Here is a 21,707-nt window from a genome sequence, read left to right on the forward strand (position 1 = left end):
CCGCGTGGCTGGCTACCGGACGTGGCAGGAGGAGTTCGACCGCCACGTCACGGAGGGCGAGTCGGCCATCTGGATCTGGGCCCCGATCATCACCAAGCAGTGCCCGGAGTGTGAGAATTCGCCGAGCTACCACGAGGACAGCGACTGTGACTACGATGAGACGCCGCCCGAAGAGTGGTCCGAGGGGCTGGTCGGGTTCAAGCCCGCGCCGGTGTTCGACGTCTCCCAGACCGAGGGCGAACCGCTTCCCGACCTGGACACGGAAGCGACTGGGGACGCCGGCGACCTCGTCGAACAGGTGACTGCCGCCGCTGACGACCTCGGCGTGACGGTGCGGATCGTTCCAGCCGATGAGTGGACCCACGGCGAGGCGAAGGGCATCTGCGAGCAGCTGAGCCTCGTCGACGTTCAGCCGCTCGTCGAGGTGCGTGATCGGGAGAACGAGGCCGACCTCGCGCGGACGCTGATTCACGAGTACGCCCACGCTCTGCTCCACTTCGACGTCGACGACGACACCGAGCGGGCGAAACGCGAAGTCGAGGCCGAAGCCGTCGCGTACGTCGTCGGGCGCTACTGTGGGTTGGACACCAGCGGGTCGGCGTTCTACCTCGCTGCGTGGGAGTCGGACGATTCCGAGGTCGTTCGCGAGCGGCTCGGACGGATCAGTCGGACGGCAGAGGAACTCATCGACGTCCTCAATATCTAAGCCATCAGTTGAGGGGCTCCGGTCGCAGCGTCAATCTTGCCGTTAATCGTGGGACCGAGCGTGTCCAGTTGGGTGTCGTCGCCATACACTTGCGATCAGTCCGGAGCCGACGACCCCGATGAACGAGAATGCAAGGACCGTCGTGAGGACGTTCGGATTTGAGAACCCGGTCGTCGCGATGAACAGCGCAATCGCCGCATTTCGAGCGGCAGTCGTCGTTGCTAACACTTCCCGAGTCCCTCGTGTTGGGCCGCCGAGCCAGTATCCAAGCACCAACGATGCACCCACAGCGACTGCCGAGAGCCCGAGGGTTCCCGTTCCGACGAGGGAAACCATACTGCCGCTGTAGACTACTAGCAGGACCACAATTAACCCGACGAACGTGTAGTCAGAGAGTCGCTGCGTCAGTGGATACAGACGGTCTACAAGCGACGGGAGAGCGAACGACATCCCCAGACCAAGCAGTAGCGGGACCAGCTGGATACCCAGAACCATCCGCCCGATGGCGAGGGGATCGACAGCGACGTCGCCAGGGAGTAACAGCAATAAGGAGATGGGGATGGTGACCACCGAGAGAATACAGAGAATCGCCATGAGCCCGCTCGCGAATGCGACGTCGCTATCTGAGATTTCTGCGAGTTTCGGGCCGAACGGAGCGCCGGGCGAGACTGCGAGTAACACAATACCGGCTGCGAAGCCGGTCTCCACAGAGAACGTTCGAACGAGGAGAAAGGCGATCAACGGAACCGCAATGAGGTTCACCAGCAAGGATTTCGCCAGCAGTCGCCGCCTCCGAAGCGCGTCAACGAGCTGGCTGACCGAGAGCTTCACTCCCATCGAGAACATCGTCGAAAGCACGAAAACTGTCGTGACGAACTCAACGACTACCTCTCCAGATATCTCTACCATTCCCTTGAGCTCTTGTACGAAATTCCGTGTTTCGTCCCTTTCTTTACTGCGGTTTCAAACGGTGTCGTCCGACGATGCTGCCATCCTACCCGACGACAACCACGCAAAGAGCGTGGTGAGGATCCCGGACGTGTATTTTCGGAAGATGGCATCTAATTCAGCGCACCGGTTTCCCAGCCGACGACCACCCTATTGTTGGTCGGGTCGACTAGTCGAGAGAGGTTGCTGCATCCAGCGTCAATTACGTCAACATCATCGCTGCCGTCATATAGCCGAGAGCCAATACGGCTGTGAGCGGTTCCTACAATCAACGAGAGGGGCTGGAACGACCACCACACCAGTCCGCCGATTGGGTCCAAGAGAGTTCCTCCAAGCGGTTCATAAGTCCTGCAGCTGTCGTCGTTCCGGAAATGGGCTTCCAGTCACTCCTCAAGTCGACGCCGGCGCTTTTCGAATTCCTCCTCGGAGAGCTCTCCACGGGCATACCGTGACCGGAGCGTCGAGAGTGCAGCATCCGCCTGGTTTCGTTCGTCGACCGGAGAACGCCGATGGACGAGCACACCATAGGCGACAAGAGCGACCAGACTCAGTAGGACGACCGACCAGACGAGTGGCCACCAGATGAAGCCACCTATGCCGCTTCCCATCCCGCCCATCCCACCGGAACTGCCGCCGTGCTGGGCGGTCGCGATACTCGAGAAGGGTACTATAAGCGCAGCTGCAAAAACGCCGCGAGCCACGGCAGACCTGAATGGAGGAGTACTCATGGATTTCTCAGGTGGTTACGCGGTCGCGGTTACCGTCGATTCGTCTGCGTCTTGACGTGTCTCGAGGAACTCCTCGGCGTCGAGGGCAGCCATGCTCCCGGTGCCCGCAGACGTGATCGCCTGTCGGTAGCGGGGGTCAGCAACGTCGCCAGCAGCGAACACCCCATCGACGGCCGTCCGAGCGGTGGGCCGCCCAGCGTCGTCGGTCTCCGTGAAGAGGTAGCCGTCCTCGTCCCGCTCAACGCCGGTCCCCTCGAGGAACTGCGTGTTCGGCGTGTGGCCCACGGCGTAGAACACGCCGCCCACGTCGACCGTTTCTCGCTCGACGTCGACACCGGACTCGGCCTTCTTCCGGGGGTATCCGTCGGGATGGGAGACGAGCGTCGCGCCGGTAACGCCCTCCTCTTGGGAACCGTGGATGGCTTCGAGTTCCGTGTTCCAGCGGAACTGAACGTCCTCGTGCTCGCGAGCACGGTCGGCCATGATCTCCGAGGCCCGCAGCTCCTCACGCCGGTGGACGATTGTCACGGTGTCGGCGAACTTCGCGAGGAACAACGCCTCCTCCATCGCGCTGTCGCCGCCACCGACGACGAGCACGTCGTCGCCGCGGTGGAACGCACCGTCACAGGTCGCACACGTCGAGAGCCCGGCCCCCATCAGCTCGTCTTCGTTCTCGGCACCGACCCAGCGCGCGCTCGCGCCGGTGGCGACGATCAGCGACCGCGTGTAGAGCGTGTCGCCGGTCGACAGCGATAGCTCCAGCGGCTGTCCGTCCAGGTCCGCATCCTCGATGCGACCGTGTTCGAACTGGGCGCCGAACTGCTCGGCCTGCTCTTTGCCGCGCTGGACGAGTTCCATCCCGCCGACGCCGTCGGGAAAGCCGAGGTAGTTCTCGACGTCGGTCGTCAGCGTGAGCTGGCCGCCCGGCTCGTGGCCCTCGAGAACGAGGGGGTCGAGGTCGGCCCGCGCAGCGTAGACCGCTGCCGAGAGGCCGGCGATTCCTGACCCGGCGATGACGAGGTCGTGGATATCCTGAGTCATTTACTCGGTGTAGCTCTCGATGAGCGTTCGGAGTTGGTCTTCGCCCTGGAGACCGACGACTTCCTCGGCTTGCTCGCCGTCCGCGAAGAGGACCAGCGTGGGGACGCCACGCACGCCGTACGCGCTGGCGAGGGGTTGATTTTCGTCGACGTCGATTTTCGCGACGGCCGCGTCGGTCTCCTCGGCGAGCGTTTCGACGACTGGTTCGAGCATCTGGCAGGGGCCACACCAGTCAGCGTAGAAGTCCGCGAGCACGACGTCGTTGTCGCTGGTGACGTCGTCGAGTTCTGCCTGGCCGTTCACGTAGAGCGGTTCGTCAGGCGTTGCGGTGCCAGTCGTGGCTGCAGTATCGGTTGCCATCACTCGATAGTATGGGAGTACAGTAGTTAAGAGTTTTGGACGTACTGCACAATACTACTGCTCGGTAACTCACCTACCACACGGTAACCGCGCGCGGCTATGAGTAGCAGATATGGTATTGGGATAGGATTAAGCGACCAGCTCGTGCTGCGGGAACGCAGAAGCACACGTCAAAGGGAAAAGAAGCGTTAGCTTTCGGCAGATTGGGGCACGCTATCCGGCTGTTCGTACTTCGTCTCGAACTCCTGGATAAGTTGGCCCATCTTCGCGTACCAGTCGTTGAGCATCCGCTGCATGTCATCCGTAATCTGAGACGGATCGCTTGGCGAGTAGACGTGGTAGTAACCGCCCTGGTCGTAGTTGACCTGTTCTTTCTCGATGAATCCCGTCTGGAGGAGGCGCTGAACGGCCCGGTACGCCGTCGAGCGCTCCCGGTCGACGGCCTCCGCGAGTTCATCGACGGTCATCGGTTCCTCGGCCTCAACGAGCGCTTGAAAGCACTCTTTGTCGAGTTCTTTGAGGCCGTGGAAACACTCCAGCAGCCCCTCACACTCCATATCCTGACGGAGTTGTTCGGACATCGAATCTGGCATTAGTATCACTCAATCGTAGGGGCTGTGCAGTTATAAGATTTTTGTATGGATTGCACAATTGTGCGCTATAGCGGGCTGAGTAACAGGGTTAGACGCTCCCCGTGACCACGGGTTACGTCGCCGACAGGCGACACCAGAAGCCAACGTTGTCGTCGCGAAGCTGGCACACCGCAGCCAACAGGATCGCACCACTTACGACGACCGTCGCGCCGAAGATGAGCGCGATACTCACGGTGTTGAGGACGCCGATGTCGTAGGCGGTGCCGACGCGTTTGGCGGCGACGGCGACGCTGCCGGCGAGTAGCATCGTCGCGAAGTACCCCTTGATGTCGTCCTCGTCGACGATGTTCGAGACGCCCGCGCCGATGCGCGCGCCGAGTGCGCTCCCGGCGAGCAGCGTCGCCACGACCGGAATCGCGACGAACCCGTCGCGGGCGTAGACGAAGGCGCCGAACGCTCCCGAGATCGTAATCTGGAGGATGTCCGTGCCGACGGCGATGGCAGCCGGGACGCCCAGCCCGTACATCATCGCGGGCATCAGCAGGAAGCCGCCGCCGACGCCGAGGAGCCCGGAGAGGACGCCGACGACCAGGCCGATGCCGAAAATGATACTCGCGGACACACGGACGTCCCCGCGGAGCGTCACCATCGGGGGAATTTCGAGTGCCTGTACGCGCTCGGAGAGGTCGACACTCGTTGTGGTGCCGCTAGCGCGAGCGTCACGGAGTGTGAATACCCCGACGGTCGCCAGCAGGCCGACGTACGCGACGCTGATGACGAGGTCGGCGTTCCCCGCCGCGTGCAGGGCGTCGACGACACGCTTGCCGGCTTCGATGCCGATCGTCATCGCGACGGTCATAATGACGGCGAGTTTGTAGTCGACGTGACCGTGGTCGCGGTGACGGAGTGCGCCGATGACACTCGTGCCGAACACGAACGCAAGCCCGCTGCCAACGGCGACCCGGGACGGGTACCCCATCACGAGCAGGGCGGGCGTGACGAGGAACGACCCGCCCATGCCGAAGAAGCCGAAGAGGATGCCGATGAGCAGCCCGAACCCGACGAAGAACCCGACGAGCAGCAGGCTCATTCTGAGCAGTTCCACGGCTCATTCACCTCCGAGCGCGCGCTTCACGCTCGGGCCGAGCGCGCTCGTGACGGCGCCATAGCCGACGTGGAGGACCATCGCTTCGAGCAATACGACGCCGATCAGTCCAGCTGCTTGTACGGTTGGCGGGAGTGACAGCGTATCGATCATCGTCGCTGTCCACCCACCAAATCTGGGTTTGTGCGATTCATACTTTTCTGCACACGGCACCGTAACCGGTAGCGTGTATTAACGCTTTTGGGACGACTATACAATACTATTTCCAGCAGCGTTCCATAACTTATCGATTGAACACGAGCAGGCAAACACCAAAGTGAGGGCTCGGAGGAAATTATAGATACTATCGAAATAGGGAGGCTTCGATAGTTCAGTTATCAATCGGAGGGCGCAGGTGCAGGTGGTTCGTGAGTGCCGAATTCCGGATGAGTCTCCTCCATCCAAACGTACACTACTGCACCCGACGCAAACATCAGGCCCGCAGTCAGGTAGAACGCGGCTGCTGCATTCACGAACTCCATCGAGAGTCCGATCAGTACCGCGCCGACAGCGTAGCCGGAGTCCCGCCACATCCGGTAGACGCCCATCCCCGCCGAGCGCCACGTCGGGTGCGCGGCGTCGCTCGGAACCGTCATCAGGTTCGGATACAGCAGCGCCATGCCGATCCCGGAGGTGCCAGCCAAGACGGCCCACGGGAGGTAGCTATCGACGAGCACCATCCCGAGGACGCCCGCGCCGGCGAGGAACATCCCGGCGATGACGGGCGGACGGCGACCGATGCGGTCCGCGAGCCCGCCGGTCGCGATCTGGAGGAAGTACATCGCGCTGTGGACACCGACGACGACGCCGACCGCCGCGATACCGAGGCCCTGACTCGTCAGGTACAGCGGGACGGCGATCCAGAATAGTGTATCGACGAAGTTCTCGATGTGGCCGGCCTGCGCAGCGGCGAACAGCGTCTTGTCGCCGTACGTCGCGCGCTTCAGCACCTCCTCGAACGGGAGGTTCGCGTCGTGGTGGTCGTCGTCACCCTCGGCTTGGGCGTACTGGACAGTCTCCTTGATCAGGAAGATCGAGATGAGGAACGCCAGCACGACGACGACGCCGAGGAAGTAGAACGGCTCGGGCCGCAGACTCCACTGGCCCGCGATGACGCCCGTGACCCAGGCGCCGACGGCGACGCCGGTGTAGCCGAACGCCTCGTCGATGCCGACCGCGAGCCCGCGCTGGTCGGGGCCCGCGAGGTCGATCTTCGCGTTAATCGCCATGCTCCAGGTCAACGCCTGGTTGATCCCCAGCAGGACGTTCCCGACCGTAATCCAGCCCCAGCTCGGGGCGAAGATGAGAATAATCGGCAGCGGGAGCGCCGTCGCCCACCCGGCGATGAGGACGGGTTTGCGACCGTACGCCTCACTCCACTTGCCGGCGTAGAGATTGAGGATCGACTTCACGATCCCGAACGAAACGACGAACGAGCCGATCACGAGGAACGACTCGACGCCGAGGACGTCCTCCCCGAGTACGGGGACGACTGTCCGTTCGGAACCGATGGTCAGGCCGGTCGCGAACACGAGCAGGACGTGCAGCGAGAACTGCCCGAGGTGTTCGCGGATCCCTTGGCGGAGTTCAGTTGTCGTACTCATGGATTACTCGGCCGCACAGTTGTTCGGCCCCAGTTCCAGTTCCGCTAGTTCATCCTCGGGGACCGACTCCTGGCCGACGTTCGTCCGCTTGACGCGTTCGAAGTTCGGCGGATGGTCCGGGATGTCCGACGCGAGCTCCTCGACGAACGCCTCCCGGTCGCGACCGAGGTCGTCGTTCCGTTCTCTGACCTCCGCAAGCGTGGCGGCCACCGGCGGTTCGGGCGAGCCCGGATCGTGCGCCGGCAGGACCAGCGCATCATCAGGGCGGTCCAGCAACCGCTGGAGGCTCTCGTACAGCGTCGCGGCGTTCTGCTCGACGTCGGAGTCCTCGATGCCGGCTTCGACGCCGAGTTCGACGCGGCCGACGCTGTCGTGAAACAGCGTGTCGCCAGTCAGAAGCGCCGCCCCCTCGACGTCGAAGGAGACGCTGCCCTCGCTGTGGCCGGGCGTGTGGACGACCTCGATGTCGAGGCGCCCGACCGTCACAGTCTGCCCGTCCTCGAGCGGTGTCGCGTCGACGGCGAGCGCATCCTTCTGGTGGAGATAGTATGGAACGTCGTGGCGGGCAGCGAGGTCTGCCGCCCCTGAAACGTGGTCGGCGTGGGCGTGCGTGTCGAAGACGCCGACAAGCTCGGCATCATACTCGTCGAGGACAGTGTCGTACTCGTCGAGGTAGTGTGACGGGTCGAAGACGGCAGCCTCGCCGTCGGAGACGAGCACGTGAGAGAAACAGCCCTTCCCCGGACGGGCGACTTGCACGAGGGTCCCATCGACGTCTACGGGGAGTTCCGCGTGCCGGTGGACGCGGCTCCAGCCGTTCATCCCGTCCGTCAGCGTCACCGCGTCGTACCCCAGCTCTCGGAGGACGGCCGTCGCAGTCTGGGAGACGACGCCTGCGGCACAGACAGTAACGATTTGTTCGTCACTGGGCAGGTCGTCGAGTGGTTCGATGGCCTGTTCCGGGTCGTCAGTCAGTTCGTCGTAGACGTCGACGTTACGGCTGCCCGGAATGTGCCACTCCTGGAAGTCTTCTTCGTGGCGAATATCCAGCACGAGTGGGCCATCATCATCCTGTAACTGTTCGCCGAGTTCCGCTGGCGAGAGTTCCTGCATCGGTAGTCCGGATTAGCAGAGATATTAGCATATGGGTACTGCCGGCCATGACCGGCACCGCTAATTACGTCGAGTTCGAACCTACGCGTATGGGACTGTACGAGGCCTCCATTCGAGTGAAACACGAATGCCCGTACCGACGGATCTCGGAGCGATACCCGGATCTGACAATCCGTGAGTGGCCGTTGAGCGACTGCCAAGTGCTCGAAATCACGACGGAGACGACGCCAACCGACGAACTACTCGACGAGATCAACGAGATCGGCACCGTACTGTACGAATCGGCGGACGATAATGGGTATCATGTTGTCACCCAGTCCTGTCTTTGCTCGCTCGAAGACTCCGTCATCGACCGCTTCGAGGAGCACAACTGCCTGTACCAGTCACCGACGATCTACCGCCAGGGCTGGGAGCACTACACGGTCGTCGCGTTCGACAGCGAGGACGTGCGCGAACTGCTCGACTCGCTTCGATCCGACAGAGAGATCGAACTCCTCTCGAAGACGTCAATCTCGGAGACACAGATTCCGCATAGTATGCTGGCGCCGGCGAATCAGTTGTTCGAAGACATCACTGACCGGCAGCTAGCCGCACTCCAGCTTGCCCTCGAAAGCGGGTACTACGAACAGCCACGGAAGACGTCGCTCCGCGACCTCGCCGAACGGACGGCCGTCGCTCGCTCGACGTACGAAGAACACCTCCGGAAGGCAGAGAATAAACTGCTCACGAACGCGGGCCAATTCCTCCGGCTGGTCACCGCGACCTCGACGACCAACCCTCTGGGTGTCGAGAGCGGTCGACGAACCGAACAGACCGCTGACTAACGACGGTCGGCAAAGACTACAGCAGCAACGCACCAGCGGCATACGCGAGGGCGAACGAGAGGGCGAACGAGCCGATCCACGCACCAATCGTCACACCGATTTTCCGGGCGTCTACCGCTTCTCGACCGCCGACAGCGGCACCACTTCCGATGATGGCGCTGACGACGATTTCGTTGAACGAAACTGGGACTCCCAGCAACACGGCCAGCTGTGCGATCAGGAACGAGGGGACGAGCGCCGAGATAGAGCGTCGCGGCCCAAGCGATGAATAGTCCTGCGCCAGCGACTTGATCATCCGTGGCGCACCCGTCCACGAGCCGACGAGCATCCCGAGGCCGCCGCCGACGAGCACGGCGAACGTCGAGACCATCCCTACCTCGTCGAGCAGCGGCAACAGCGGCCCGACGGCGAGCCCGACCTGACTCCCGCCCGCGGAGAACGCCACGAGCGACCCGAGCGCGAGCAGCACACGCCGCAGGCCACCGCGCTCGTCGCGACTGACATCCCACCAGACGACCACCGCGACGACGAGCGCTGCGAAGCCCGTGATTCCGACCGCCGACGCAAGTCCATCGGCTGCCAGTACCCGCTGACCGAGTCCGCGGACAGTTCCCGCTGCGCTCCCTTCACCGAGAAAACTGAACTGAACGTTTACGAGGACGGCCCCGACCAGGCCTGCGAGAACGGGGATACTGTACCGCTCGGGGACGTCGGGGCGTGGTAGCAGGCTTGCGATGGTGAACGCGATGCCGCCGCCGATGAACGGCGTCAACACCCAGACGGCGGCAATCTGCTGGTACTTCGGCCAGACCGGTGAGCCGCCAAGCGCGAGGCCGACGCCAATTACAGCGCCGGTCACGGTGAACGCCGTCGCGATGGGATAGCCGGTTGTGATGCCGATTGCCATCAGCCCCGCACCCAACACGAGTACGAGGATGACACCGGCGACCGGGAGACTGATTCCACCGACGAGGCCGCTCCCGATGGCTTCCGAGACGTTGCCGCCTTGCGTGACGGCACCGACGAAGCCGAAAATCCCGACGAGGAGGGCGGCACGCATCGTCGAGATGGCGTTCGCCCCGACGGCGGGGGCATACGGCGTCGCCCCACTCGAGCCGGCGCCGATAACCCACGCCATGAACAGGCTAGCCAGCGCTGCACCGACGAAGAGGGCGATGAGAGCGGGGTCCATAAACAGTGAGTTAGTCTGCGCCCGCCGAGGACGCATCGCGGCTCTGGCTGCGGCTCCGCCAGAAGCCCTGGGCGTACGCGCCGAGGAACATCCCGGCGAGCGCCCAGAGAATGGTGATGTTCCCGATGCCGAGGCTCGCGTAGGCGGCGCCCGGACAGATGCCGGAGAGCCCCCAGCCGACGCCGAAAATGGCGCCACCGATGAGGACGTTCCGGTCGAACGACTTCAGGCGGCGCTCGAAGCTATCGCCGGTCAGCGGCGCGCGGCCCAACAGCCGCGGCGCGACGAAGAACGTCACGCCCGTCACGGCGGCGCCGCCGAACATCACGAACACCAGCCCGAAGTCCTCGAACTGGAGGAAGTTCAGGACGACCTCGGGCCGGGCCATCTGGCTGTACGCGAGCCCGAACCCGAAGATGAGGCCGCCGACGAGAATCAACGGCATGAACGCTGGATGCCGGTCACTCATTACGGGCTCACCCCCAGTGCGGCGACCACTTGTGCGGTCACGATGGCGACGGTGAGGAACGCGAGGACGCCCACGATGGACGTCTTCGACGCCGACCCGACGCCACAGACGCCGTGGCCCGACGTACAGCCCTTGCCGACGCGCGTGCCGATGCCGACGAAGACACCGCCGACGAGCAGCCGCCACGGCTGGACGTCGGTCGTCCATGCACCGCCCTGATAGACGACGGCGTACACGGCCGCGCCGAGGACGATGCCGAGCGTGAACACGAGCCGCCAGTCCCGAGAGGTGACGTACTGCTGGAAGCGGGACTGGTCGGAGACGTACGACAGCGTCGACTCCAGGAACGTGCTCGCGCCGGCGCTAATGCCGGTGCCGAGGTAGATGACGGTGACGCCGAGCCCGACCAGCAGTCCGCCGATAGCGTAGCGGCTAATGCCGTTCGGGAACAGCTCAGCGGCGACCTGTAGTGGAAGTGGGTCAATTACCATCGGCGTCGTTAGTCACCTGCGAGGGAGTCCTGGCTGGCTGCGCAGTTGTTCGGGCCGAGCTCCAGGGTGAACGCCTCCTCGTCGTCGACGGCGTGCTGGCCGAGGTTCGTCGCGATGATGTCCTCGTAGTTGGCCGGCCGCGGCGGCATGTCCGAGAGGACCAGGTCGACGAACTCCTGTTCGTCCATCGTGAGCGCGTCCATCTCCTCGACGAGTTCGCCGATGGGCGCGGTGTACGTGCCGTCGGCGGCTGGCTCGGCGGCGTCGCTGAAGTGCGCGCCACCGACGAGCGTGTCGTCGGGTAGCGTCAGCACGCGCTCCTGGAGGGACTCGTAGAGCATGCGCGCGGCGTCCGGCGCGCCGTCGTCGCCCTCTTCGAGGTCGGGGCGGGCGACGCTCTCGATGAACAGCCCGTCGCCGGTCGCGAGCAGGCTGTCGTCGACGAGGTACGAGGTCATCCCGGTCGTGTGACCGGGCGTGTAGACAGCTTCGATGGTAGCGTCGCCGACTTCGAAGGTGTCGCCGTCTGCGGCGGTCGTCATGTCGTCGGCGTACGTGATGCCACGGTCGACAGCGGCCTCCGGGATGACGCCCTCGATGCCCTCCTCAGCGAGATTGCGAACACCGGAGATGTGGTCGGCGTGGACGTGGGTATCTAGGGCGTACTGCAGGTCGACGCCGAGGTCGTCGGCGTCGTCAAGGTAGCGGTCGGTGAACGCCCGCAGCGGATCGATGATCGCGGCTTCGCCATCGTCGTACAGCAGGTAGCCGAGACAGCCCGAGGAGGGGCGCTGGTACTGCAGCAGCGTCCCGGCGCCGTCGTAGCCTTCGACTTCGACGGCCTCGTAGATGCGCGCCCAGCCGTTCATCCCATCTTCGAGGTGGTCGACGTCGTAGCCGCGCTCCGCGAGCGTGCCCGCGACGAACTCGCTGGCGCCGCCCTTCGCACACAGGACGGTCACTTCGCGGTCGTCGGGAATCTGGTCGAGGACGTCCTCGTCGATGTCGTCCTCGAGGAATTCGAAGTACGGGACGTTGATCGACGTGACGTTTTCACCGTCGATGTGCCACTCTTCGTAGTCGCTGGTCATTCGCGCGTCGAGGAGCGTGACGTCCTCGCCGGCGTCGATGCGATCTTTGAGCGATTCCGGGTCGACGGATTCCACGTCGGCGTCCGGAGTCGGGAAGTCGTCAGCGTTCATGTTGTGCAGTCGCTTCTACTGGGTGGTCGCACAAAAGCATTTGGATAGTAGTTCCACCTTTGGACAATACTATTCTGGACCACCCCCCGCCTTAACCAGACTAGAGCGCCCATACAGAGGTTATTCCCGATTCAGCGCCTCAATTCGGGTTTAGAGTAGTTGGTGGTGTGCACAAGAATCGACAATCTTTTAGTTACGTAGTAGGTATTGTGCGATAGCTCCAAGACAGACTACCGGAGCAGACAAACCATGAGTGCAGATTACGACATCACGGAGACGCTCGACGTGAAAGGCGCATCGTGCCCCATGCCAGTAGTGAAGACGAAGTCCGCCATCGACGACCTCGCGGAAGGTGAGGTCCTCGAAGTGCTGGCGACTGACTCGGGGAGCATGAGCGACATCGACGGCTGGGCGTCTGGCACCGCCGGCGTCGAGCTCGTCGACCAGCAGGAAGGCGACGACGTGTACAAACACTACGTCCGCAAGACGGAGTAACGATGAGTACGGACACACCCGACGCGTCCGCCGACGACGCGCCCTCACGTGCGGAACTCGCCGCGCGCGTCGACGAACTCGAAGACGCGCTCGCAGAAGCCACCAGCGACGACGCCAAGAAGATGAGCATCATCGCGACGAAGGGCACGCTGGACATGGCGTACCCGCCGCTCATCCTCGCCAGCACCGCGGCCGCGTTCGGCTACGACGTGACCGTCTTCCACACGTTCTGGGGGCTCGAAATCCTCCACGAGGAACGCTCGAAAAACCTCAAACTCAGCTCCGTCGGCAACCCCAACATGCCCGTCCCGAACGCCGTCGCAGCGCTCCCGGGCATGGACCGCGTCACGACGAAGATGATGGAGAAGAAAATCGACGACAACGACACCGCCACCATCGAGGAACTCATCGAAACCAGCCTCGACATGGGCGTGGAGTTCCAGGCCTGTCAGATGACCATCGACCTGATGGACTACGACGAGGACGACTTCTACGACGGCGTCACCACGGGCGTCGGTGCCGCGACAGCCCTTGAGGACATGGCCGACGCCGACATCCAACTCCTTGTGTAATCACGAGATTCGGCTACTACCCCGTTCGCCATCCGGTGAAGCGTCAGTTTGAATCGGCTTTCCTCTTTACGCCCGGCAGCCTGCATATTCTCGTGCGCCCGCCGTGTACCGTGTCCTTGCAGATCGCCACGCCGCTTCTCGTATTTGCGCCGCCAGTGGTCGAACTCGTCACAGATTGTTTAGAATGTGAAGTCCCATTCGTCCTCGTCGTCGAACTGACCCGGCGGACGTTGGGTATCTGCGAGTTGGTCCAACAGCGTTGGATGGCCTGACCTCGCTCGTGGAGATGTGTCCACGACGCCCCCAAACCGAATCCCCGGCATCGTCTGCTGTAGCTGGCGGAGCAGTTTGAGGGTGGGGGATCGAGCCAACGTCGGGGCTCCGGTCCCACCGTCTGCGACCATTCCGACTGGTCCTGTGGGGCGGAAGGCTCGCGAAAGTGAGCCGTCACCGTCAGTATCTACACCGGGAGCACCCCGCCAGTAGTTCCCTTGCCAGACATGTAAGACGTTGAAGCGGGCCGTGTCGGCGTACTGGCGATTATACGCGATGTCGTTATCGGTGACGCGATTCGTCGGGAACAGCGACATCGCCCGAATGCCCACACGGTTGAACGCCGCGACGTTCTCCTCGTAGACTGAATACTGCCCTTGCACGACGATCCCGTTCCTGTTATGTGCCAGCACATTTTCGGCGACATAGCTCGACCGACCGAACACGAGGACACCGTTCCTGCTGTTCTCGACGGCGTTTCTCGTGACGACGTTCCGGTTCGACCGGTCGTGAATATAGACGCCGACATACGTGTCCTCGACGTCGTTACCGGCAGCAAACGCGCCCTGAGCGTACACGCTGAACACGCCGATCATCATCCCCTCCATCGAGGAATCTCGAACAGTGAACGACTGCGTGTCGTGGGCGAAGACGCCGACTTTCCCACCGTAGAACGTCGAGTTCTGAACGAGGGCGGGTGCACCGAGAATGGAGACGCCGAGGAACCCGTCTTCCCAATCTTTCGTTCCTACAACCGTGAGGTTCGAGACCGTGAGGTTCGGGCTATCCCGTGCGATGACGCCATTTGCACGCGTCTGCATTCGAACGTCCATGACGAGCGACCTCGCGGATCGCTCGAAGACCAGTCCGGCGTCGCCGTATCCGTGCGTCGCCCAGTACTGTTCCCGGAACGACTCGTTCTGGACGGGCACGCTCGTAATGTTCGCGCGATCGCGGGTCCGTACCGTCCCGATGCCAGTCAGTGATATGCCGGTGATTGCAACGCGTGACGTGTTTACGTAGACGATGCTGCGATTACTGTCACCGATGATGCGCGTCCGGTTGGCGCCGTCGCCACGAATCGTCAGGGGTTTGTCTACCGTGACGTCGGAGACGGAATGGTTCCCGCTGGCCAACCGAATCGTCGTGTTCGGTGGCGCAGCCTGAACCGCTGCGGTCAGCGATTCGTTCGGTTCGACCGTCGCTGTCACTGGCCGATCGAGAAGCGACCGCGCACGAGCTGCCGTCCGGTCCGCGCGCTCGCTTCGCGTCTCACTGAAGCGCTGCCACTCCGACGCGGAACGCCCCGCAACGCCGACATCTAACTGCTGGACCGCGCGCCACCGTTCCAGCCGCCCACCGTATTGTTGGGTGAACTCGATGGCGTCACTCCGATTCGAGAACGGCACCAGTGTCTGATTTCGCGTCGGAATACTGGCGGTACTGCCAGCGACAAAGTAGGCTGCCCTAGCCGGTACCCACCCGGGATCTGCGTCCATCGGTGTTCGAAGGATCCCATCATCGCCAACGTAGACGCCAGTTCCGGTGAAATCCGAGACGTACACAGCCATCGGCCGCCCGAATTCCCGTTCCGTACTCTCCTGTAGTCCCGCAACCATCGACGTGATACCGTAGTATCCGACGGTGAATTTGAACTGGGAGAACGCGACTTGCCCGGTCGGCAGCGCAAGTGTCGACTCGTGAGCGCGGGCAACAACGCTTTCCGGGACCCCCGTGGACTTCGTCTCCCCCATCGGAACGGCGGTTACCTGCTGACTACCACCGCTCATAGCGAACGGCCCGAGAACGGCTGCAAGGACGAGCACGCCAGCAGCGGCCACGTGCCAGAGCTCCATATCCGACGATACGGAAGGCGTGACAAAGAGTGATGGGGCAGTACACTTTTTCGGGTGGCGAGAAAACCGCCACACGAATGGGTGAACGTGTCGCCACGAGCGACGAAAACACCCCTACGGCAGCGTCGGCTGTCGTCGAGGCTGCGGATATCTCGAAATCGTTCGGCGAGGTCGATGTCCTCGAAGAAGTCTCGTTTTCGATACCCGATAACAGGGTGACGGCGATTATCGGGCCGAATGGGTCCGGAAAGACGACGCTGGCGGAACTCATTACGGGCGTAGACACACCGACCGCTGGTGAAATCACACTCCATGTCGGCGGCGAACGGCCGGTCGGGTATCTCCCGCAAGACCCACGGTTTCAGCCGTCGGCAACGGTCCGCGAGACGGTGGCGTTCTACGCGGCGTTGCTCGCGGGCGAAACCGACGTCGATGCCGCCCTCGCACGCGTCGGCCTCGAAGCCGCAGCTGATCGTCGAACGGACGCGCTCTCCGGAGGGATGCGTCGTCTCCTCGGCATCGCGGTGAGTCTACTAGGATCACCCGAACTGGTTGTGCTTGACGAACCAACGAGCGGCCTCGACCCAGAGATGACTCGGCACGTATACGACGTTATTGCCGGGTTGACCGAGCGCGACCAAGCCGTCGTGCTGACGACCCACGACCTGTCGCGCGCGGCCGACAGCGATTACCTACTCGTGGTGTCTGCTGGCGATATCGTTTCGGCTGGGTCTCCGGACGCAGTGCGTGCAGACACGGAGACAGAGACCCTAGCGGACGCCTTCGAGACGGCGGTCCGGGGCCGCACGGTTACATCCAAGGCGAGTGATCGGAGTGAGTGACGCCACCCAGCAATTCACCGCCATTTTCGAGCGAGAGCTGCGGGCACTTGTACGGTCCCGGTCGGTGTGGTTGCTGGCCCTCGGATTCTTCGCGCTGGTCGTGGCGATTGCAGCCCTCGGCGGGCAAGCCGGCTACGTGCCGCTCGTACTCGCGTTACTCACGCCGGTCGAGGTCCTGGTGCCGGTGCTGGTGGTTGCACTCGGATATCGTGCGATTCTCGGGGACCGGTTGCGGGGGGAGTTAAAGGTCCTCGATACGTTTCCGGTGACGCCAATCCGGTACGGACTCGGCGTCTACTGTGGCCGACTCGCGGTCGCACTCGGGATTATCGTCGTGACGCTGCTGGCAGCGGCGTTCGTCGTTCCACTGTCGGGCGACACGCCGAACGTGCTCGCGCAATCCGGAGGATTAGACTCGCCGGTGTACTACGCGCGGTTCGTCGCGTTGACGATGGTGTTCGCGGGTGTCGTCCTCGCCATCACGCTATTGCTTTCGTCAATAGCGCGGTCTGCTCGTCGTGGACTCGTGTCAGCGGTCGGCTTGTTGCTCGTGGTCGTCGTCGGATTCGACCTCGTCGTGATTGCCGGGGTCGGACAAGGGTGGATTGTCGAGCGTGGACTGGGTAGCGCGCTTGCAGCAAGTCCGCTAAGCGCGTATCGCGGACTCGTGCTGACCTACGCTGTCGAGCCGGCCGTCACGATGACGGTCCGAGCCGCATCCCCGGCCGCGAGTGTGTTCTCACTTGCTGTGTGGACATCACTGTCGCTGCTCACAGCGGCCGGGCTAACCGGAATCGAGTAATCGTCAAAGTGACGAATACAGTCGAATGCTAAAGCCCACTTATGTACGGTAAACACGACGTCGTTACTGACGAGGACGGTCACGTCGAGGACGACTGAATCAGACAGTCACTTCTCAGGTGACATCCTCCGCGCCGTGAACGGCGCGGCTTCCCACGCATGGGGAATACCAGCTAAGTGCGGCTATCGCTGGTAGAGGGTTCCGACCCGTGGAAGGCCGAGAGAGTCATTTGCGAGGGTGTCTCGCTCGTCTCACGGTGGGTCGTGGTGCTGTCACAGGCACTCCTATCCCGAGGCGAGTCATTGCCTGCCGGTTTCAGCGGCACGCTCTCTCCCCACGGGTCAGCCCGTTGTGCAACGTTGATTGCGCCGTTTATATCACCCTGAAACGCCGTGATGTGGCACTCGTCGTTGGTACACTGGAACGTGGCTTGAGCGGCCCTGTTCCCGATGTGACCGCACTCGTGGCACATCTGGCTGGTGTACTCCGGTCGGACGTACTCGACCGGGATACCAGCCTCTCGCGCTTTGTCCTCGACGCGGGTCTGTAACCGAGCGAACGCCCACGCATGGAGTCGCCGGTTCAGGTACGCGCCGTAGTCCAATTCTTCGCGGATGTACGTCAGGTCCTCCATCACTAGAACCGGCTTCTCGAATTGCCGGGCGTACTCCACAGCCTGCCGAGACGCCTTCTCGACAATATCGGTGAGCGCGTGCTGGTAGTGGTCGAATCGCTCGTCCATCCGCCACTTGGCGGCGTCACGCTCTTGGAGTCGTTTCAGGGTGGTGTGCATCTCCTTGCGAAGATGCTTCGCACGGCTCCCGTCACACACGAACGGGCCAGTTGGTGAACCGTCCTTGAGGGCACAGCCCGTTATCAGGGCAGTTTCACCAATATCTAGACCGATGTGTGTCACGTCGTCGCCGTCTGTCGCGTAGTCGGATTCTTCGACCGGAAACTCGACAGTGACGTGGAGCGTCCACGATGTACGATTCCGTTGCAGGCGGAGTTGGCCTGACGAAGCGTCCCCGTCCACGAGGGCGTGCCACAGACCCTCTTGTTCAGGGTTGATGCGAAGTGGTATCCAGAAGTTCGTTCCGCGACCGGGTTGTGGTGCCCACCACGTAAACTCGTAGTCTCGTGCCGGAGAGTGGTCGAACTCGGCGGCTTGGTTGGTGAGTCGAACCGGGTGGTCGTCGTCTAATTCTTGTGCGTTGTAGGTGTCGTGCAGTTGTGGGACGTAGTTGCAGAGAGCTGCTTTCGCCTGATACGGTAGGTCGTAGGGCGTCACCACGTCGCTGGTTGCATTCATCGTGTCACACCCGGCGTCGAATGCCTCGTGTAGTCCCTCACGGTAGGTTTCGAGTAGGTCACACAGTTTCCGCTCCTTGTGTGCTGTCGGGGGCGCGAGTGTGGCTTCGAGCGTCTTAGTCGTCGTTTCCATCCGTCTCTAACCCTTGTTCAATTAGCTCGCGGTAGGCACGCGGATGGCGGATGCCATTCTCACGAGCGTACGCTTTGACTCGCTCGTGTAGGTCGCCACCGCGCTCGATATCTATCTCCGTTCGCACAAGAATTTGTACGTTTCTCTCCTACTAAATATTTACGTTAGGTATTCAGTCGGGCAACAGTGACGGAGATTGTGGCACGGAGCTTACGCGATTCACTCCCGCCTGCTCAGTCCTCGGTTCCGACAGAGCGTCGGAACACTCGTCCTTCGCGGGAAGGGCGAGGATTCTCTCGCTGTATCAAGATAGTCTCACGTACCTCACCGAATGCTGCCTCGTCGGAGCTGCCTAGGTTGAACGGACGCTCGCCGGTGAGATCTATCGTATGTATACCTGCTCGTGTTGTCCAGCCGAGGTCGGTCTGGGAGGATGTCACTCGCCGTAACCCTCGCCCTCGATTGGACCGCTGAAGACGCCGTAAAGGAATTTGAAGTACCACAAGACCAGCAGCAGGACCGGGAATCCGAGGATGGTCACGAGGTTCAACGCTAGCGGCGACACGACGGCTTCTCTCACCAGCAGTCCTGTCGGCGGATAGACCGTCGGATACAACAACACCGCGACCAAGAGCGTCAGCAGCGTGGGGAGCGCCAGTGCGCTCGCGAGCCACGCCCGGTACCGGCCGCGGCTGGCCAGCACGCTCCCGCCCACCCCGGCGACGATAGAGAGCGCGACGACCGCAGCGACGGGCAGCGAGAGCACCGCATCAGCGGCACCACCCGCATCGGTCGCGACGACGGTCCCCAACAGGACAACTACGCCGCCGAGGTACGCGACCGTCGCGACGACGCCGTACGAACGCAACTCCGACGCCAACCCAGAGTCGGTCTTCGCCGCGAGGAACGCCGCCCCCGTGACTATCGAGACCGCGACCAGACCGACGCCGGTCAGCACCACCGGTAGCGTCGCCCCACCGAATAGCCACCGGCCGGCGAGCATCCCCAACAGCAGCGGCGCGAACACGCTCCCGCCGACGAAGGCGTAGTCGGTGTAGCGCTCCCAGCGCTCGTCCTCGCGCTGCTCGCGGAGCTCCGGACCGAGCCCGCGGAACACCAACGCGACGACGAACCCGAGTGCGAGCAGATAGTTGTCCGCCAGGAGCCGCGAGTACACGCGCGGGAACGCCGCCAGCAACATCGTCCCGAACGCTACGACCCACACCTCGTTGGCGTCCCACACCGGGCCGAACGCCGCCAGGAACGTCTCCCGCTCGTGTTCGTCCGTCCGGGTCGCGTACAGCATCCCGATACCGAAGTCGAAGCCGTCCAGGACGATGTACATCCCCAACGCGAACACCACGGCGCCGAACCAGACCTCCGGCAGGGAGTCGACGAGGTACGTGTCGACGGGAATCAGTGGATCAGTCATCGCTGGTCACCCACGGGAGAGGGCCACGCCAGCGGCCCGCACTCGACTCCTGGACGCCGAGCGACCGGAGCTCTCCATGAATCAGCCACTTCAGGACGTACAGCGCAGTCAGTATCAACGCGATGTAGAGGACAACGAACCCGACGAGAGTCAGGGTCGCCTCGGTCCCAGTGAGCGTCGAGGAGACCGCCTCGCTCGTCTTGAGTTCGCCCTGGATGACCCACGGTTGGCGGCCGACCTCGGTGACGTACCAGCCGGTGAGTAACGCCGCATAGCCGAATGGCGAGGCCGCGATCATCGACTTCAGGTAGCGCGTACTCTCTGTCAACCGGCCGCGGTACGTGAGGTACCCGCCCCAGAGCGCGAGCCCGATGAATAGGAACCCGAGCCCGACCATGAATCGGAACGACCAGAACACGAGCGCAACGGGTGGGTTCTCCTCGTACTCGTTCAGGCCGATGACCTCGGCGTCGAAGTCCCCGCCACTGGCGAGGAACGACCCGACTCTGGGGAGACTCACCGTGAAGAGGTTCTCGGCGCGCGGGTCGGTGAGCGCGTCGAGGGACTTCGGGAACGCGAGCAGGTGGAGGTCGGCCGCCCCCGTCTCGTAGTGGGCTTCCATCGCGGCGAACTTCTGGGGCTGCGTATCCTCAACGTGCCGGCCGTAGGCGTCACCGTGGACCGCTTGGAACGGCGCCGAAACGAGGAGCAGGACGACGGCGAGTTTGAGCGCGGAGTTCCAGGCCTCTGCGTCCGGCTTCTTCCAGACGAGGTATGCCGAGACGCCCGCGACGAGCAGCGCGACCGATATCACCGACGCGTTCATCATGTGAACGTACATCCACGGCATTCGCGGAGTGAGGAACGCCGCGACCGGGTCAGTGAGCTTGGCGACCTCCATCCCGTTGCGGGTGACCATCTCGTAGCCCCGAGGCGTCTGCATCCACGAGTTGACGACCAGGATCCAGAACCCCGACAGCCAAGCACCGACGCCGACGAGGACCGAGGAGAGGACGTACGTTCGGTCCGCGACCCGCTCGCGGCCGTACAGCAACACGCCGAGGAAGACGGCTTCCAAGAAGAACGCCATCTTCGCCTCGAACGCGAGTGGCCCACCGATCAGTTCACCGGCGATTGTGGCGAACTGCGGGAAGTTCGTCCCGAACTGGAAACTCATCGGGATACCGGTGACCGTTCCCATCACGAAGCCAGCGGCGAACACCTTCACCCAAAACGAGCGTAACCGCGCATACTGCTGCTCGTTAGTCCGTACGTCTTTCCAAGTGAAGTAGATGATAAACGGTGCGAGCCCGATTGAGAGAGACGCGAAAATGATGTGCACGGAGATCGTCCACCCGAACTGCATACGGCTCGCGGTTTCTGGAGAGAGCAAGGCCATCCACCCCAGGTCGACGGTGGACAGAAGTGTCGCTGGGACCATGGGTTAGGCGTTGCTGGGCGCGATATGATTAGCCACTAGGCGATTCCCGAATTTCGGATAACCCCGAAAGAGTTTTTATAGATGAAAATATATTCTTATGAATGCAGTAGAAAAGTCCGGGATCGGAGATGCACC

Annotated in this window: 23 protein-coding genes and 1 pseudogene; 6 read left to right on the plus strand and 18 right to left on the minus strand. The window is 62.7% G+C overall.

What is annotated here, in order from left to right; all coding sequences use genetic code 11:
* Window positions 1–706: DUF955 domain-containing protein (locus ABSL23_RS00005; protein WP_353633158.1), on the plus strand; the 706-nt coding region annotated here is incomplete at its 5' end.
* Between the two features lie 42 nt (window positions 707–748).
* Here the strand turns inward: ABSL23_RS00005 and ABSL23_RS00010 are convergent.
* From ABSL23_RS00010 to ABSL23_RS00050, 9 genes are all read right to left on the minus strand, one after another.
* Window positions 749–1,615, minus strand: a complete 867-nt coding sequence (locus ABSL23_RS00010) for a bile acid:sodium symporter (RefSeq protein ID WP_230893658.1) — start codon at window positions 1,613–1,615, stop codon at window positions 749–751.
* A gap of 422 nt (window positions 1,616–2,037) precedes the next feature.
* The gene (locus ABSL23_RS00015) at window positions 2,038–2,355 is read right to left on the minus strand and encodes an SHOCT domain-containing protein (RefSeq protein WP_353633159.1); all 318 of its coding nucleotides are present in this window, start codon (window positions 2,353–2,355) and stop codon (window positions 2,038–2,040) included.
* 42 nt (window positions 2,356–2,397) lie between these two features.
* Entirely contained in the window at window positions 2,398–3,423 is a 1,026-nt protein-coding gene (locus ABSL23_RS00020; protein WP_353633160.1) for an FAD-dependent oxidoreductase, read from the minus strand.
* The gene (gene trxA, locus ABSL23_RS00025) at window positions 3,424–3,783 is read right to left on the minus strand and encodes a thioredoxin (RefSeq protein WP_353633161.1); all 360 of its coding nucleotides are present in this window, start codon (window positions 3,781–3,783) and stop codon (window positions 3,424–3,426) included.
* A gap of 188 nt (window positions 3,784–3,971) precedes the next feature.
* Window positions 3,972–4,376 carry a helix-turn-helix domain-containing protein gene (locus ABSL23_RS00030; protein WP_285253352.1) on the minus strand — a complete coding sequence of 135 codons (405 nt, stop codon included), beginning with the start codon at window positions 4,374–4,376 and terminating at the stop codon, window positions 3,972–3,974.
* 112 nt (window positions 4,377–4,488) lie between these two features.
* Window positions 4,489–5,466: a sulfite exporter TauE/SafE family protein gene (locus tag ABSL23_RS00035; RefSeq protein WP_230893779.1), complete on the minus strand. Its 978-nt coding sequence runs from the start codon at window positions 5,464–5,466 to the stop codon at window positions 4,489–4,491.
* Window positions 5,467–5,484: 18 nt separating this feature from the next.
* The gene (locus ABSL23_RS00040) at window positions 5,485–5,634 is read right to left on the minus strand and encodes a hypothetical protein (RefSeq protein ID WP_230893774.1); all 150 of its coding nucleotides are present in this window, start codon (window positions 5,632–5,634) and stop codon (window positions 5,485–5,487) included.
* A gap of 224 nt (window positions 5,635–5,858) precedes the next feature.
* The gene (locus ABSL23_RS00045) at window positions 5,859–7,124 is read right to left on the minus strand and encodes an MFS transporter (RefSeq protein ID WP_353633162.1); all 1,266 of its coding nucleotides are present in this window, start codon (window positions 7,122–7,124) and stop codon (window positions 5,859–5,861) included.
* 3 nt (window positions 7,125–7,127) lie between these two features.
* Window positions 7,128–8,237: a rhodanese-like domain-containing protein gene (locus ABSL23_RS00050; protein WP_353633163.1), complete on the minus strand. Its 1,110-nt coding sequence runs from the start codon at window positions 8,235–8,237 to the stop codon at window positions 7,128–7,130.
* 89 nt (window positions 8,238–8,326) lie between these two features.
* On the opposite strand from ABSL23_RS00050, the gene ABSL23_RS00055 reads away from it, so the two are divergent.
* Window positions 8,327–9,061 carry a helix-turn-helix domain-containing protein gene (locus tag ABSL23_RS00055; protein ID WP_049892625.1) on the plus strand — a complete coding sequence of 245 codons (735 nt, stop codon included), beginning with the start codon at window positions 8,327–8,329 and terminating at the stop codon, window positions 9,059–9,061.
* A gap of 16 nt (window positions 9,062–9,077) precedes the next feature.
* Here the strand turns inward: ABSL23_RS00055 and ABSL23_RS00060 are convergent, their stop codons facing one another.
* The 4 genes from ABSL23_RS00060 to ABSL23_RS00075 are packed head-to-tail and all read right to left on the minus strand — an operon-like array spanning window position 9,078 to window position 12,415.
* A complete protein-coding gene (locus tag ABSL23_RS00060; protein WP_353633164.1) occupies window positions 9,078–10,253 on the minus strand; it encodes an inorganic phosphate transporter in 1,176 nt (391 codons plus the stop codon).
* Window positions 10,254–10,263: 10 nt separating this feature from the next.
* Window positions 10,264–10,722: a YeeE/YedE family protein gene (locus ABSL23_RS00065; RefSeq protein WP_353633165.1), complete on the minus strand. Its 459-nt coding sequence runs from the start codon at window positions 10,720–10,722 to the stop codon at window positions 10,264–10,266.
* Window positions 10,722–11,213 (minus strand): YeeE/YedE family protein, encoded by a 492-nt coding sequence (locus ABSL23_RS00070; protein WP_353633166.1) that lies wholly within the window; start codon window positions 11,211–11,213, stop codon window positions 10,722–10,724. Before ABSL23_RS00070 ends, ABSL23_RS00065 begins: the two co-directional genes overlap by 1 nt.
* 8 nt (window positions 11,214–11,221) lie before the next feature.
* On the minus strand, window positions 11,222–12,415 hold the full coding sequence (locus tag ABSL23_RS00075) for an MBL fold metallo-hydrolase (RefSeq protein WP_353633167.1): 1,194 nt from the start codon (window positions 12,413–12,415) through the stop codon (window positions 11,222–11,224).
* A gap of 249 nt (window positions 12,416–12,664) precedes the next feature.
* Between ABSL23_RS00075 and ABSL23_RS00080 the strand changes: the two genes are divergently transcribed.
* Complete coding sequence (locus ABSL23_RS00080; RefSeq protein ID WP_353633168.1) at window positions 12,665–12,910, plus strand: sulfurtransferase TusA family protein; 246 nt, start codon at window positions 12,665–12,667, stop codon at window positions 12,908–12,910.
* 2 nt (window positions 12,911–12,912) lie between these two features.
* Window positions 12,913–13,482, plus strand: coding sequence for a DsrE/DsrF/DrsH-like family protein (locus ABSL23_RS00085; RefSeq protein ID WP_353633169.1), 570 nt, complete (start codon window positions 12,913–12,915; stop codon window positions 13,480–13,482).
* Here the strand turns inward: ABSL23_RS00085 and ABSL23_RS00090 are convergent.
* Both ABSL23_RS00090 and ABSL23_RS00095 read right to left on the minus strand, forming a co-directional pair.
* Window positions 13,482–13,652 (minus strand): annotated as a pseudogene (locus ABSL23_RS00090) (RNA-guided endonuclease TnpB family protein); the annotation flags it as partial. The gene ABSL23_RS00085 and the pseudogene ABSL23_RS00090 sit on opposite strands and share 1 nt — an antisense overlap.
* Before the next feature lie 9 nt (window positions 13,653–13,661).
* A complete protein-coding gene (locus tag ABSL23_RS00095) occupies window positions 13,662–15,611 on the minus strand; it encodes a NosD domain-containing protein (RefSeq protein WP_353633170.1) in 1,950 nt (649 codons plus the stop codon).
* 77 nt (window positions 15,612–15,688) lie between these two features.
* Here ABSL23_RS00095 and ABSL23_RS00100 point away from each other — a divergent pair, with 77 nt between their 5' ends.
* Together ABSL23_RS00100 and ABSL23_RS00105 are read left to right on the plus strand one after the other, a co-directional pair.
* A complete protein-coding gene (locus tag ABSL23_RS00100) occupies window positions 15,689–16,453 on the plus strand; it encodes an ABC transporter ATP-binding protein (RefSeq protein ID WP_353633171.1) in 765 nt (254 codons plus the stop codon).
* Window positions 16,446–17,255 carry an ABC transporter permease subunit gene (locus ABSL23_RS00105; protein ID WP_353633172.1) on the plus strand — a complete coding sequence of 270 codons (810 nt, stop codon included), beginning with the start codon at window positions 16,446–16,448 and terminating at the stop codon, window positions 17,253–17,255. The genes ABSL23_RS00100 and ABSL23_RS00105 overlap by 8 nt, the downstream gene beginning before the upstream one ends.
* A gap of 172 nt (window positions 17,256–17,427) precedes the next feature.
* Here ABSL23_RS00105 and ABSL23_RS00110 read toward each other — a convergent pair whose 3' ends face one another.
* The 3 genes from ABSL23_RS00110 to ABSL23_RS00120 form a co-directional block, all read right to left on the minus strand.
* A complete protein-coding gene (locus tag ABSL23_RS00110) occupies window positions 17,428–18,699 on the minus strand; it encodes a transposase (protein ID WP_353633173.1) in 1,272 nt (423 codons plus the stop codon).
* A gap of 436 nt (window positions 18,700–19,135) precedes the next feature.
* Window positions 19,136–20,131, minus strand: a complete 996-nt coding sequence (locus tag ABSL23_RS00115; protein ID WP_353633174.1) for a cytochrome d ubiquinol oxidase subunit II — start codon at window positions 20,129–20,131, stop codon at window positions 19,136–19,138.
* The gene (locus ABSL23_RS00120) at window positions 20,124–21,572 is read right to left on the minus strand and encodes a cytochrome ubiquinol oxidase subunit I (protein ID WP_353633175.1); all 1,449 of its coding nucleotides are present in this window, start codon (window positions 21,570–21,572) and stop codon (window positions 20,124–20,126) included. Before ABSL23_RS00120 ends, ABSL23_RS00115 begins: the two co-directional genes overlap by 8 nt.
* Window positions 21,573–21,707: the final 135 nt, after the last annotated feature.

The organism is Halobacterium sp. NMX12-1, assembly GCF_040435975.1.
GTDB classification, from domain to species: Archaea; Halobacteriota; Halobacteria; order Halobacteriales; family Halobacteriaceae; genus Halobacterium; species Halobacterium hubeiense.

Bases quoted from the DNA above. Each gene is read 5' to 3' on its own strand.
- ABSL23_RS00010 (WP_230893658.1), bottom strand. From the start codon at position 1,615: ATGGTAGAGATATCTGGAGAGGTAGTCGTTGAGTTCGTCACGACAGTT.
- ABSL23_RS00020 (WP_353633160.1), bottom strand. From the start codon at position 3,423: ATGACTCAGGATATCCACGACCTCGTCATCGCCGGGTCAGGAATCGCC.
- trxA (WP_353633161.1), bottom strand. From the start codon at position 3,783: ATGGCAACCGATACTGCAGCCACGACTGGCACCGCAACGCCTGACGAA.
- ABSL23_RS00030 (WP_285253352.1), bottom strand. From the start codon at position 4,376: ATGCCAGATTCGATGTCCGAACAACTCCGTCAGGATATGGAGTGTGAG.
- ABSL23_RS00035 (WP_230893779.1), bottom strand. From the start codon at position 5,466: ATGAGCCTGCTGCTCGTCGGGTTCTTCGTCGGGTTCGGGCTGCTCATC.
- ABSL23_RS00040 (WP_230893774.1), bottom strand. From the start codon at position 5,634: ATGATCGATACGCTGTCACTCCCGCCAACCGTACAAGCAGCTGGACTG.
- ABSL23_RS00045 (WP_353633162.1), bottom strand. From the start codon at position 7,124: ATGAGTACGACAACTGAACTCCGCCAAGGGATCCGCGAACACCTCGGG.
- ABSL23_RS00050 (WP_353633163.1), bottom strand. From the start codon at position 8,237: ATGCAGGAACTCTCGCCAGCGGAACTCGGCGAACAGTTACAGGATGAT.
- ABSL23_RS00055 (WP_049892625.1), top strand. From the start codon at position 8,327: ATGGGACTGTACGAGGCCTCCATTCGAGTGAAACACGAATGCCCGTAC.
- ABSL23_RS00060 (WP_353633164.1), bottom strand. From the start codon at position 10,253: ATGGACCCCGCTCTCATCGCCCTCTTCGTCGGTGCAGCGCTGGCTAGC.
- ABSL23_RS00065 (WP_353633165.1), bottom strand. From the start codon at position 10,722: ATGAGTGACCGGCATCCAGCGTTCATGCCGTTGATTCTCGTCGGCGGC.
- ABSL23_RS00070 (WP_353633166.1), bottom strand. From the start codon at position 11,213: ATGGTAATTGACCCACTTCCACTACAGGTCGCCGCTGAGCTGTTCCCG.
- ABSL23_RS00075 (WP_353633167.1), bottom strand. From the start codon at position 12,415: ATGAACGCTGACGACTTCCCGACTCCGGACGCCGACGTGGAATCCGTC.
- ABSL23_RS00080 (WP_353633168.1), top strand. From the start codon at position 12,665: ATGAGTGCAGATTACGACATCACGGAGACGCTCGACGTGAAAGGCGCA.
- ABSL23_RS00085 (WP_353633169.1), top strand. From the start codon at position 12,913: ATGAGTACGGACACACCCGACGCGTCCGCCGACGACGCGCCCTCACGT.
- ABSL23_RS00095 (WP_353633170.1), bottom strand. From the start codon at position 15,611: ATGGAGCTCTGGCACGTGGCCGCTGCTGGCGTGCTCGTCCTTGCAGCC.
- ABSL23_RS00100 (WP_353633171.1), top strand. From the start codon at position 15,689: ATGGGTGAACGTGTCGCCACGAGCGACGAAAACACCCCTACGGCAGCG.
- ABSL23_RS00110 (WP_353633173.1), bottom strand. From the start codon at position 18,699: ATGGAAACGACGACTAAGACGCTCGAAGCCACACTCGCGCCCCCGACA.
- ABSL23_RS00115 (WP_353633174.1), bottom strand. From the start codon at position 20,131: ATGACTGATCCACTGATTCCCGTCGACACGTACCTCGTCGACTCCCTG.
- ABSL23_RS00120 (WP_353633175.1), bottom strand. From the start codon at position 21,572: ATGGTCCCAGCGACACTTCTGTCCACCGTCGACCTGGGGTGGATGGCC.